This is a genomic window from Chitinophaga sp. HK235 (assembly GCF_018255755.1).
Taxonomy (GTDB): Bacteria; Bacteroidota; Bacteroidia; order Chitinophagales; family Chitinophagaceae; genus Chitinophaga.
The window spans coordinates 2088778-2102014 of record NZ_CP073766.1 but is presented as its reverse complement, the minus strand read 5'-3'; the positions used below and the strand labels follow the sequence as shown (position 1 = coordinate 2102014).

General features: G+C 49.6%; 9 protein-coding genes. 2 read left to right on the top strand and 7 right to left on the bottom strand.

Annotated features, from left to right (window positions below; all coding sequences use genetic code 11):
- Positions 1-7 precede the first annotated feature (7 nt).
- The 6 genes from KD145_RS06660 to KD145_RS06635 form a co-directional block, all read right to left on the bottom strand.
- Entirely contained in the window at positions 8-946 is a 939-nt protein-coding gene (locus tag KD145_RS06660; protein WP_212005129.1) for a PorP/SprF family type IX secretion system membrane protein, read from the bottom strand.
- Complete coding sequence (locus KD145_RS06655; RefSeq protein WP_212005128.1) at positions 936-7748, bottom strand: MBG domain-containing protein; 6813 nt, start codon at positions 7746-7748, stop codon at positions 936-938. The genes KD145_RS06660 and KD145_RS06655 overlap by 11 nt, the downstream gene beginning before the upstream one ends.
- An 87-nt stretch (positions 7749-7835) precedes the next feature.
- Complete coding sequence (locus KD145_RS06650; RefSeq protein WP_212005127.1) at positions 7836-8975, bottom strand: ABC transporter substrate-binding protein; 1140 nt, start codon at positions 8973-8975, stop codon at positions 7836-7838.
- Between the two features lie 10 nt (positions 8976-8985).
- Positions 8986-9576, bottom strand: coding sequence for a phage tail protein (locus tag KD145_RS06645; RefSeq protein ID WP_212005126.1), 591 nt, complete (start codon positions 9574-9576; stop codon positions 8986-8988).
- Positions 9577-9594: 18 nt separating this feature from the next.
- Positions 9595-10146 carry a phage tail protein gene (locus tag KD145_RS06640; RefSeq protein WP_212005125.1) on the bottom strand — a complete coding sequence of 184 codons (552 nt, stop codon included), beginning with the start codon at positions 10144-10146 and terminating at the stop codon, positions 9595-9597.
- A gap of 11 nt (positions 10147-10157) precedes the next feature.
- A complete protein-coding gene (locus tag KD145_RS06635) occupies positions 10158-10718 on the bottom strand; it encodes a phage tail protein (RefSeq protein WP_212005124.1) in 561 nt (186 codons plus the stop codon).
- 157 nt (positions 10719-10875) lie between these two features.
- Here KD145_RS06635 and KD145_RS06630 point away from each other — a divergent pair, with 157 nt between their 5' ends.
- On the top strand, positions 10876-11724 hold the full coding sequence (locus KD145_RS06630; protein WP_212005123.1) for a metallophosphoesterase: 849 nt from the start codon (positions 10876-10878) through the stop codon (positions 11722-11724).
- 113 nt (positions 11725-11837) lie between these two features.
- Here KD145_RS06630 and KD145_RS06625 read toward each other — a convergent pair whose 3' ends face one another.
- On the bottom strand, positions 11838-12836 hold the full coding sequence (locus tag KD145_RS06625) for a hypothetical protein (RefSeq protein WP_212005122.1): 999 nt from the start codon (positions 12834-12836) through the stop codon (positions 11838-11840).
- Positions 12837-12979: 143 nt separating this feature from the next.
- Between KD145_RS06625 and KD145_RS32445 the strand changes: the two genes are divergently transcribed.
- Complete coding sequence (locus KD145_RS32445) at positions 12980-13228, top strand: helix-turn-helix transcriptional regulator (protein ID WP_256441273.1); 249 nt, start codon at positions 12980-12982, stop codon at positions 13226-13228.
- The last annotated feature ends 9 nt before the right edge of the window (positions 13229-13237 follow it).

Genomic DNA, 13237 nt, shown 5'->3' with positions numbered 1-13237 from the left:
GCTGAGACTATTTAAACAGATGAACTACAAGGTTCAATTCAAAAGTACCATTGGTATAGTTGGCCAGCCCGGAGGTCTGGGAATTATATACCAGCTGGAACCCTGCCACCGACTTGTAATTGATACCAGCGCCGGCACTGAAGCTTTTGGTGGAATGGTACATGGCCATAACGTTAAAGAGGTCTTCGAAGAAAACAAAATTGGCGCCTGCATCTATGATATTATCATACCCTTTTATACCACGGAGGCAAACCTTAGGCTCTATCGAGGTCAGTTGATCGTCGATATCAAATCGATAGGAGGCTGCTGAATAAAAGAGGGAGCGGTTGACACCAATATCATTGGACTTATCTTTTAACAGGCTGACGAGATTGGGTAATGAAGTCTGCAGGTTTAATCCTTTACGCGTGAAAGCCATACCAAAATCCGCTTCGAAATAATTGTCACGTCGGTTAAACGCATTGATGCTAGGGTCTGTGATATCACCATTGATGGATTTGGTATCCAGACGCCTGTTGATGAAAGCGCCGGACAGGCCAAAGTGTAGTATGCTCAGCTCACTGGCGCTGAGGGGCAGATGATAGGCATAGGTAAAAGCTACCTTGGTGTTGTTTAATAGCCCTGCTTTATCATTGAAGATGTTCATCCCTATTCCCACCCGTTTAAACAGCTTGTAGTCGGCCGTCAGGGCTTTGGCCTGGGGGGCGCCGGGCATATCCGACGATTGCCGCTGGTAGGCGAGATATACATGCAATCCGGTATCTATGCCGGCCATGGCGGCATTGGCCATGTACTGGTTTAAAAAGTACTGGGCTGCCATTGGCTCATAAAGTTGGGAGGGATTGCCCACGTTTTGTGCGCTGGCGCTGCTGTTGCTGAGCGCAAATGCGCCCAGCAACAGTATATATCTGGCAAACTGCTTCATGATCGGTTCCTTAATTTTCATGAATGATGGTAATAAATCCTTTGAATTGTGGTTTGTTGTTGCCCAGGTCGATGATATAGTAATAAGTACCTTCTGCCAGGGGCTGACCATTCACGGTGCAGTTCCAGTTGTTGGTATAACCCCGCTGGTGGTATACCATCCGGCCGGTGCGGTCAAATACTTTCACTTCATTCTGCGGGTACATATCGATGTTTCTGACGATCCAGAGATCATTTTTGCCATCGCCGTTGGGCGTGAGGATATTGGTCGCTTCCAGTTTATAATCTTCTTTTACCGTGATGGTGATTTCTTTGGTGACGCTGCAACCAGCTGCGCTGGTAATGGTCACCCGGTAGGTGGTGGTCTGGGCCGGCCTTGCTACCGGTGCTGCGATAGCCGGGTTGTTAAGCCCTGCTGTTGGGTCCCAGGTATAGGTATCACCACCGGAGGCAACGAGTACAATTTTTTCGCCTTTGCTGATGGTGGTATTGCCATTGGCCTGTACACTACCGTCGGGCATCGGATTGACGGTAACGGTGGTGGCCGCGGAGGTTAACGCCGTGTGCGCATAAATGGCCTTTACGGTGTAGTTGCCGCTTTGACTCACCAACAGCGAACTGTTGTTGGCGCCAGATATCAGTACATTGTTACGGTACCATTCGTAAGCCGGGGCTGTGGAAGCCTGCAAGGTTACGTTTCCACCTTCACAGAAGGTAGTGTTGCCGCTGGCAGTAATAACAGGAGGCTTATAAGCTGTTACGTTGATGACCTGTATAACCGCCTGGGCTGGTTCGTAATTGTTATTGCCTGCCTGGGTGGCGGTGATGATGGCGGTGCCGGCATCGCCTACCCTTGCAGTGTTGCCGTTGATACTGATGACCGCATTGTTATCACTGGTGAAGCTGATGGGCAAACCGGAGCTGGCTGTTGCAGTAAACGTAAAATCAGGATCGCCCTGGTTTTTGTAGCCGGGTGCTGTAAAGCTTATCTGTTGTGTAGCACGGTTGATGGTGAGTGTCCCGCTTACATAGGATATGGAATAGTTACTGCTGCTGAGGCCTGCAGGACTGATCACATAAGAACCGGCATTCACAGCTCCCTGTGAGGTGCCACTGTAGCTCAGCTGTCCCTGTAGCATAGCGGCGTTGTCGCTGTTTATCCATCCCGTATAGTCTACACCGTTACCACCGCTATAGGCGTTGCCGTTATAAGTACGGGTATCGTTTTTGGCGGTAACGGTCAGTGCGGCTTTGCCTACGTTGAAAGTGCGGGCGGCCTGCGGAGCAGCGTTATAGTTGCTGTTGCCTCCCTGGTAAGCAACGATGGTCACTGTGCCTGCACCGGTGATCGTTACGGTGTTGCCACTGATGGTGGCAGGCCCGCTGGCTACGGCATAACTTACCGGTAAACCGCTGCTGCTGGAAGCACTGAGCGTAAAGGAGCCATCACCATAAGTTTTGTCACTGATGGCAGGGAAGCTGATCGTTTGATCAGTAGGTCCTACTGTTAAAGTTCCGTTTGTCAGTGTAAAGGTATAATTGGCGGCGCTCAGGTTGCCGGCGCTGATGCTGATAGGATAGGTCCCCGCTGCACTGCCGGTATTAGCGGTGGTGCTGAGTGCCGGGGCACCGCTTACCACACTGTTATCATCCGTATAAACAAAACCGGTGATGGTATAGGTGAGTGCCGGATTATTGAGGCCATAGTTCCGCTGCTTATCGTCAGCTTTAACGTTGAGTGCTGCCGGTGCTACCGTGAAAGTCCTGCTGACAGGACTGGCAGCATTGTAGTTGGCGTCACCGTTCTGTGTAGCCGTTACCGTTACAGTACCTGCGCCGGTGATGGTGAGTGTATTACCACTGATGGTAGCAGGACCGGAAGTAACTGTAAAGCTAACCGGTAAGCCGGCATCGGAAGTGGCGTTGAGTGTAAACGCTGCATCACCGTATGTTTTATCTGTTATCCCTGCGAAGCTGATAGCTTGTGCCGCTTTTACTACGGTTAAGATGCCAGCGGTGAAACTGAAGCTGTAGTTGGCAGCACTGAGGCTGCCGGCTGTTACACTGATCGGGTAGGTGCCTGGAGCGCTGGTAGCGTTAGCACTGGTGCTGATAGCAGCGGTACCACTTACCACGCTGCTGTTTTCACTGTTGACATAACCTGTTATCACGTAGTCCAGTACCGGGTTGGCCTGGTTGTAGGCTCTTGTTTTACTGTTGGCAGTAACGGTCAGTACTGCTTTGTTGACAGTAAAGGTTGCAGACACCTGTTGGGCAGGATTGTAATTGCCGTCACCTGCCTGATTGGCGTTGATGGTCACTGTACCTGCGCCGGTAATCGTTACGGTGTTGCCGCTGATGGTGGCCGGTCCACTGGCCACTGAATAACTGACCGGTAAACCACTGGTGCTGGTAGCATTGAGCGTGAAGGATCCATCGCCATAGGTTTTGTCGCTGATGGCAGGCAAGCTGATGGTCTGATCGGCGGGACCTATGGTGAGCGTGCCGCCTGTCAGGGTAAAGGTATAGTTGGCGGCGCTCAGGTTACCGGCGGTGATGTTGATAGGATAGGTGCCCGCTGCACTGCCCGCGTTGGCGGTGGTGCTGAGTGCCGGTGCTCCGCTTACTACGCTGTTATCATCGGTATAAACAAAACCGGTAATGGTATAGGTGAAGGCCGGATTATTGAGGCCATAGATCCGCTGTTTGTCATCAGCTTTAACATTGAGTGCTGCCGGCGCTACCGTAAAAGTCTTGCTGACAGGGCTGGCTGCATTGTAGTTAGCGTCACCGTTCTGTGTAGCCGTTACCGTTACAGTGCCTACGCCGGTGATGGTGAGGGTATTGCCACTGATAGTAGCAGGACCGGAAGTAACTGCAAAACTAACGGGTAAGCCAGCATCGGAAGTGGCGCTGAGTGTAAACGCTGCATCTCCGTATGTTTTATTTGTTATGCCTGCGAAGCTGATAGTCTGTGCAGCTTTTACTACGGTTAAGGTGCCATCGGTGAAATTGAAGCTGTAGTTGGCAGCGTTGAGGTTGCCGGCTGTTACACTGATCGGATAGGTACCCGGTGCGCTGTTGGTGTTGGCACTGGTGCTGATATCAGCGGTACCGCTTACCACACTGCTGTTTTCACCGTTTACATAACCAGTTATCGCGTAGTCCAGTACCGGGTTGGCCTGTTGATAGGCTCTTGTTTTATTGTTGGCAGTAACGGTCAGTACTGCTTTGTTGATGGTAAAGGTTTGTGTCTCCTGCTGGGCAGGGTTGTAATTACCATCACCCGCCTGATTGGCGTTGATGGTGACGGTGCCTGTGCCGGTGATCGTTACGGTGTTGCCACTGATGGTGGCCGGTCCGCCGATGACTGAATAGCTGATGGGTAAACCACTGTTGCTGGTGGCGTTCAGGGTAAAGGTGCCGTCACCATATGTTTTGCTGCTGATAGCGGGGAAGTTGATCGACTGCGTAGCGACTGTTACGGACAATGATCCGCTGGCAGGTACTATCATATAGTTGGCCGCACTCAGAGAGGCTGCGTTGGTGACGGTGATGGGATAAGTGCCCGGCAGGCTGTACAAGCCCGCAGTGGTGCTAAGCGCTGGTATGCCGTTCACAACACTTTGATCGTCTGTATTCACAAAGCCGCTGTAACTATAGGTCAGTGTCGGATTGTTTTGTCCATACGGTCTGGTTTTATCGTCTGGCTTTATCATCAGCATTGCTTTGCCAACGGAGAAGTTTCTGGGAACCGGAAGGGCGGCATTGTAGTTGATATCACCACTTTGTGTAGCCGTTACCGTTACCATGCCGCTACCTGTTATCGTCAGCACATTACCACTGATAGTGGCTGGTCCGCTAACATTGTAGCTTACGCTAAGACCTGCATCGCTGGTAGCATTCAGGGTAATGGGTGCAACGCCATAAGTTTGGTTGCTGATGGCCGGGAAAGTGATGGTCTGGTCTGCCTTGGTAATGGTTAAGGTTGCATTGGTAAAGGTAAACTGATAGTTGACAGCGCTCAGCGAACCATTTCCTATAGTAATAGGATAGGAGCCGGGGCTGCTGTTGATATCAGCGGTTGTGCTGATAGCCGCGCTGCCACTTACCACGCTGTTGTTTTCTCCATTTACAAAGCCGGTGATGTTGTAATCCAGTATAGGATTGGCTTGGTTATAGGCTCTTGTTTTATTAAGGGCATTCACCGCAAGGGAGGCTTTGCTGACGGTGAATGTTTGTGTAACTGATGTTGCAGCCAGGTAGTTGACATTTCCTGGTTGTGCGGCTGTTACGGTTACATCGCCTGCACCGGTAATGGTGAGGGTGTTACCGCTAACAGTAGCGGGGCCGGAAACCACTGTATAGTTAATGGCCAGGCCTGCGTTTGTATTCAGCGGCAGCTGAATAGGCGCGCTACCGTATACTACGCTGGATGGCGCATTGAAGGTAATGGTTTGCGGTGCCTGAGTGATGGTCAGGGTACCGTTGGCAACAGTGAAACTATAGTTGTCGGCATTGGCGCCGCTTACATCTGTGGTGATGGGGTAGGTGCCTACCGGGCTGCTTTGGGTAGCTGTGGTGGAACCGGTTACTGTTCCATGAACAACAGAGACATCCTCACTGTAAACAAAACCGGTATAGGTGAACAGGAACGTTGGATTGGCGGTACCATACACTCTGGTTGCGTTGTTGGCGGTAACGGTCAGCGCTTTTTTATTGACGGTCAGGGTTCTGGTAATACCCGGGCTTGTAGCCAGGTAACCATTGGTAGCGGAGGCATTGGCGGTGATCTGTGCTGTGCCTGCGCCAGTGGTTTTGATTTTACCGGATATAATATCTGCTACCGTGGTTTTATCGGAGGTGTATGTGATGGTGCCGTCACCGGAAGTCGTTGCCAGCGGATCGATGTTGCTGTCACCATAGGTAACAGCTGCCAATACCGGGAAGGTAATGGTTTGTGCTACCGCCTGGTATTCGTAGGCACCGAGGTCGATGGTGGTATTGTTGATACGGGGTGCTCCCGCGAGGTCCACAGTACCTGCCTGCACCGGATAGCCGTTATTGTTAGTTTGGGGATCTCCTTTATTGATAGCAAAGTTGCTTACCTGCAAGCGGAGGTCACCACCGTTCAGGTTGACGAATTGTACGGCTGGAGTACTCTGTGAAGGAGTGTTGTTGGTATAATAGGTGTTGTCTATTATGCTGTACTGGTAGGTGGTAAAACTACCGGCCGCGAAACCTATTGCCGGGCTGCCGCTATTGCCGCTGATAATAGTATTATAGGTGTTCATTGCGGTCTTAATGAGAAAAAGACCGGAACCAGTAGGCGCATTGTTGCCGGCAATGGTGACATTGGTGAGTTTCAGTGTACTGTAATTGGCAGTAATAGCGCCACCGCCTGAACCGCTGGAGGCAGCATTACCGGAGAAAGCACAGTTTATCAGCTGTACGGTACTATTACTGACGCTGTTGTTATACATGGCTCCACCATTCGCACTGGCCTTATTTCCGTTAAAACGTGTATTACTGATCGTGATATTGCCATTAAGGGTATACATGCCTCCGCCATATATATCTATACCAGTACCCTGAGCGTTGCCCCCCGTGATAATTACGCCGTCAAGAAGAGTAGATACATCTGTGTTGTTGACTTGTATCACATGGTAGCTATTGTTGCCCCGGATATCAGTAGCGTTGAGTGTGATCCCTCCGGTGAGTATATCGTTATTGTCGATGTCGCCGCTAAGTATAACAGGATTGTTCGGGATATTACGTTGTGAAGGGTTTGTTTCGCTGCCTGCGAAGCCACCGTATACCGCTACATTGGACGGTATTACCAATGAGATGCTGCGATCGGTGCCGGCAGTGGGTTTGTAAGTACCTTTGGCCACCCATATCTGCGTGATGCCGTTGAGAGGATCAGCCGCTGCGAGGAGTGCATCGCGTAGTTCCGGTAGGGGAGCGCTCCAGCTGCTGCCATCACCGGGAGTAGCCGACTGGTTGTTGACATACACTATGCCCGCCGCACTGGGATTGACGATGGTCAGATTGCAGGGGGCTGTTTTTTTAAGGTCAAAAGGTACTGGTGACGGTGCTGCCAGGGTATAGTCCTTATTCCAGTTGGTAGTGTCCTGCAAAAGGGTTCTTAATCTGCCGGGAGTGCCGGCGAGGGAATTACAATTATATCTTGCGTTCACCGCGTTGACGCTGGGAAATGCCAGTGTAGCGGTAGTCCCGGGCTGAACGGAACCGGAGGAGGTAAAGTCACAGGCATTCAGTGATGGTTCCCAGGTTTTCCTGTTTACATTGATGCCGGCTATAATGGTAGGGGAGCTTAGGTTGCCGGTAAAGGCGAACAGCTCATCCCCGGCGAGTCCCAGGCTGATGTATTCCCTGGAGCCGACGGGTGCCGCTGCGGTGGCCTGGGTGGGGTTTACCGCTGTGATGGTGCCGATGGAGGCGGAGGGGGAAAATTTACAGGAGATGATCACCTGTTGCCCTGCCTTGATAACGCTGCCGCCAGAAGACCACATAATCACCCCGTCTGTTTGAGAACCGGTATTGACACCGCAGGAGAGCGACTGAAAACCGCTCCCGGTCCAGCCGAGATCGGTAAAATAAATTTTAGTGTTGGCGGGGCAATCACGTAAAAGCACAAACGAAAAAACATCGTTCTGTACGCTGCCGTTATTGTCATCGTCAAAAATATTGATACCGGTAAATAAAAGGTCACCAGGGCTTATGCTCTGCGCATTAGCAAATGGGGCCATACCAATAAACAATAGTAGGCATATTACTGTCCTGAGTAAAGTTAACTTCATAGACGGACGTCTTTGGTATAAGAATATATCATTATTACATCCTGTATCAGGATGTTGTGTTTATTTGAAACCCTTCTCTGGCCTGTATCAGGCGCAGAGATAGGTGTTGATCCAGCCGGAAGATACGCCCTGAAGTTTCGTGCTCACTATTTCCTGCCAGGTATGCAGGGTATTATCAATGCTCCCTATGATCTGAGGTTCAAACTGTTCGTTCATTTGTATCAGCCACGATGGCCCTATCATGTGATGGGTGGCGGCGTCCATCTGTAACGAGCCTCCGGGGCTGTCCAGTGTTACCTCCTTCATCATTTCCAGTATGTCTCTGGCTTTGAATCGATGTGTGTCTGCAGTGCGCAGGATGTGCTCCAGGATGATACCGGTGTCCCAGCCATGCAGGGCTGCTATGCCGGCTTCGCGGCCGGTATGCTGACGAAACTGTGTTTTAAACAGTGTATTGGCCTCACTATCGATCACTGGTGTCCAGGGAACATAACCACAGAGCTGGAAAGGCAACTGCAGCGGGCCATGTGTTAACGGGATTGTTTCATCCAGTAACATGGGGCTTCCGAAGATACGGAGGGGGCTGATGCCGGCGTGTTGCAACTGTTGCAGGAAACAATGTGCCAGGTCCCCGTTGAATAATGCCAGCAACGTTTGTACGTCGGCGTTATTCTTTAGAAACTCCTGTAGTGGTGCGCTGTTAAACTCGCTGACTTTATATTGGCTGATAAAATTGTAGGCTACGCTGCCTCCTTTGTCGGCATACGTTTGTGTCATAGCGTGACAGTGGGAATATCCCCCATCATAAAACGAAGTGCAGACAGCAGCACTGGCAGCCTTTGTGGCGGCATATTCACCGGTAAGCCTGCAATGAACGGTATTGTTCAGGGTATGGGAAAGCACGGCGGGATGTGGTTCCCATTCGTGCATATACTTGGCACCGTTATGTACCAGTATTATCAGTTTGTTGAGTGCTTTGGCCAGATCGGCAATTTGTTTCAGCGAGTCCTGGTCTGCATATACCAGCAGTATATCTACCTGCTGTTCCAGCAACAATCGTTCTGCTTCCTGCATCACCACATTCGCATCGGTACCATATTTTATCTGCCCGCTGATCAGCTCCGCACCTGTTTGCCGGTATTGGAGGTAAGCCTCCGTACCAGCCAGGAAATCGTGCTGTAATAACAGGTGAAAGGTTGATCTTGGTAAAAGTGCTCCTATCTTCATTGCTACGGGATCAGGTAATGGATGGAAAGATGCCGTACAGCGAAATGATATAATTAACAGCGGTATAGGGCTGCATATTTTCTTTGGCCTGGCCTCCGCCACTATATCCTACCTGCATAAAAGTGTTGGGAACTGCCGGAGGGTTGTTGACTACCCGCGGACCGATCTTTAAGGGGCCCATATGGTTGGTGGCGTGTTTGTTGGTACTGTATACCTGTTGCCCGCTGGTAATGGCGGTGTAGTTATTATCAGGAGATAATAGTTTACCAGGATTTTCACCGAGGGTAGGCATGTATACATTGCCTGTAATAGTATGTTTATGGGCTGGAAGCTGGTTAGCTGTAATCGTCACCTGTTCCAGTCCTCCGGACTGTCCGATGGTATAGGATTCGCTGCCCAGGGTGCCCATGTGCAGGGGAGCCCGGCCCCGCAGGTCCGGTAATGCGAAAGTGTTCTGACCGTCACCACCATAAGTGGTACCAATCAGATTAAACAGGGGATCATTATCCGAAATGTTGAGGAGTTGTCCCCAGCAGAACTCCCATCCTGCCGGTGCAAAGTTGCCGGCAAATATTCTTATTTCTCCTATAAAAGCAGGCATTGTCAGTGTTTTTATTGGTTAGCTGCGGGGAGGAAATACTCCTTGTAATGCGATCGCATAGTGAATGGTCATATATGGCTGCATATTATTGACCGGAGTCGTCCCTCCGGGGGCCGCACTCAGATTATGTTGCAGCTTTGCCGTCACGTTAGTACCAGCCGTGGTACTATACAAATTGTCTGATGCAGCTGTACCATGATAGCTCCCTACCGGATTGTAGGTGTTAACAGTATCGCCGGCAGGCAATGACAGTGTTACCTCATTGACCAGGTGCGTGTGTGGAGGAATTTCATTGGCCGTTAAAGTAACCTGTTCCACGCCTCCCTGTTCACCCAGCTCCCGGTAAGACAGGCCAGGTCCCTGGTCCGCACCAATAGGTATTCTTCCCTGAAGATTGGGCAAGGCGAAATTGCTTAGGCCGTTGCCACCGTAGGTGGTTCCCAGCAGTGAAAAGAGTGCTGTATTCGCCGAAATCGGCATTATCTGGCCTTCACACATGGCAAAACCTCTGGGCGCGAAATTAAACGGCACCATGATGATTTGTGCAACAAAAGAATCGTCTGCTGACATATAGGGATAAATTAAGTTGGTGAAGGGAAAACGCCCTGAAGCGCGATAATAAAATTCAGACAGAGGTATGGCATCCTGTTTTCAATGGGCAGGCCTGTCGTGTTGTTGTTTTCAGTCATGAAAGGGACTGAGGGATCAGCCTGCAGCTGCGCTACGGGTATGGCGGCCATTTGATCATCAGCCAGATTGCTGTACCGAGGGTTGCCACTGGCCGCAGGTGCGGCAAAGGCATTGGCAGGAGAGGTATTGTCAGCAGCAGTGCCGGTTTGTATCTGCATGTCAGCTGTTATGGCATGTGCATGCCCCATTATCTGATTGGGCGTGAGCGTATTGAAGGCACTACCCGAGACTTCTCCCAGTGTATGGCCATTCCCCTCGTGCATGGCTATTCTGCCCTGCAGATTGGGTAAACCGAAATTGACGCGGCCATCACCACCATAAGTGGTGCCTAATAAAGAAAACAAAGCCTGATTCTGCTGGATAGGAAGCAGCTGACCGTTGCATAATGCATACCCTTTAGGGGCGAAATTAAATGCAACAATAGAAATCTCTGATATAAAAGGAGTCGACATCTATTTATTTAATTCATTAGTATATAATGGGACAGTAGTAGGTAAACGCGCACATGGGATGAACTTGGGCAAAAGTATTATATTTTTATCAAGTCTTGTATTAATTTCATGAAAAAAATTATCTTTACCCCCGATACTCTTCACTCCCCTGTAACTTATGAACAAAGATCGTCGCTCCTTTCTGCGCAATACTTCCCTGGCAACAGGTTTGCTGTTATTGCAAAACCCCTTCCGCTCTCTGGCCGCTATCAACAGTAATGCCACCTGGCTTCCCGGTGATAACAGAGAAATCATGATATGGCATACCAATGACCTGCACGGACAGATAACAGATCTGCGCCCGGCAAATACACAGGGTGTATTCCTGGATGCCGGTGACTTCCTGGATGATACCGCTAACCTGGATGCACATATGAATATGATCGCCGCGATGAACAAAGCCGGCTATCATGCTGCTACCATCGGCAACAAGGAACTGGCCAACGGACAGGCTGCCCTGGCGGCGCTGATACCCCATATGCAGTTTACTTTAGTCAACTGTAATTACCATTTTTCAGATAAGTCGCTGGCCCGTCAGGTAGCTCCTTATAAAATCGTATATGCGGGATCGTTAAAGATCGGGATCACCGGCGTTGGCCATGCATTGCCCGCCAGCAGCGGTGTTACCTGCCTTCCACCAGTACAGGCAGCCAACGAAATGGCTATGCGTCTTAAAAAGGAAGAAGGTTGTCAGATCGTCATCTGCCTCTCGCATCTGGGATACCGCCAGCCGGGTAATACCGCCGACAACCGTGATGTAGCCATGGAATCTACCCATATCGATTTTGTAATCGGCGGACATCAGCAGAAAATTATTTCATCCACCGAAGTGTTCCGTAATGCCAATAATCATGAAGTATACCTCAGCCAGGCTGGTTCCAATGGTATCATGGTGGGCGTTATGAAAATGAAGTTCAATGAAGACCGCCAGGGATGCGGTATTGAACCCGGTTGTGTGATGGCCTGATAAAAAATATTTCGTATATCACAGTTGATGAAACTATTATAAAGGCCCTGCCAGACAATTAAAAACTGTTTGGCAGGGCCCTGATTGATTTGTCCGGAACCAATACCCAACCCTCAATATACTTTTGTTCTGTAACCGTAGTGATGAGGGTAGCGCGTTGTATTTTCGGTACTCCATACTATGTTGCCCGCCATCAGACAACATAAGGCATGAATGTATTTTCTTATCATTTTATTGGTGTCGGTATCAAAGATCAATACAGATTTTGCAATCCTGACAAAGTCGCGTACAATGGCATTGTGTATGACTGCGGCTTCTTTGATCGCTTCATTCACTGTTAGCCCGCGTGTGTTTTCCAGAATCGATACAATATTAAAATCTGCATTAAACTCCTTTTCTTTTCCAAGGCTAAAAAGGTCGTTGGATAAGCAGATGGCATTACGGCAATGTAAGGTTAACTGATGTATGGGAGGATACTTGTAGATGTTTGCCGGAATATAAACTCCTGCACTGAAGGGCAATGAATCGGTAGCGAAGTTGGCGGCACCCAGAAACTGCCGGTTTTCCAGATAGTCCGCCAGCTGTGGTTTACGGCCGTTGGCAATATGATCATATGCCCATATCCCTCCTGCAAACATATCTCTGATGGATTGTATGAACTTCTGCTGAAAGGCATAGGTGGTACGTTTCCGCATTCTCCGCCAGACATCGATCAGGGCTCTGAAGATAGCACTGTCTTCAACGGAAGAAGAGGAGTTGTTTTCCAGCACCGCAATAAAATCAGTAATAAAGTTGATCACCTGTTGCCGCTTATCCAGGGTGTTCTTCTCTTCATCCAGAATATCATCCACAATAAAAAGCAGGGTGTTGAAGTCACACCAGATCTTGAGATCTTCTACTTCACGATTGGGATAACTGATGGCGATCATTCTTGCAAACTGTTGTGCTTCATAGTGGTTCAGCTCTTCCATAGTATTCATGAGGCCACAGCGCAAAAGCCATGCGCTGGTATGTTCCCGGATCTGATGTTCGGCAAGGGTGATTTCGCTGGAGTACGTTTTCAGGTACTGCGTAAACGGGCAATAAAGACGAGGGATAGTATAAATCCGCATAGGGGTATGATTATAGGGTTATATATTCCCCAAGGTAGTATAATCATAACCCTTTTCGTTGAAAAACGCATTAAATTTAGAGAACTCCAAAGCGATTAGCCTCATTTCTTTTTGCTGATAGCCGCTGACAGACTTGCACGGGCGTGGTCGCTCTGCGGATAATACCGGACCGCAATGATTTTAAGCTGAAGAAGGGATTTAAGGAGATGTTTGGGAATACCGTGTTCGGCTATATGAACCAGGTGCGGATGGAGAAAGCTAAACTGCTGCTGCTGGAAGGAAAAAACAGTATTGCGGATATCTCATTTACAGTGGGATATAAAAACCCGCAACACTTTACGGCTGCCTTCAAAAAACATTTTGGGTACCTGCCCAGTGAACTGAAAAGTTAATACCCGCTT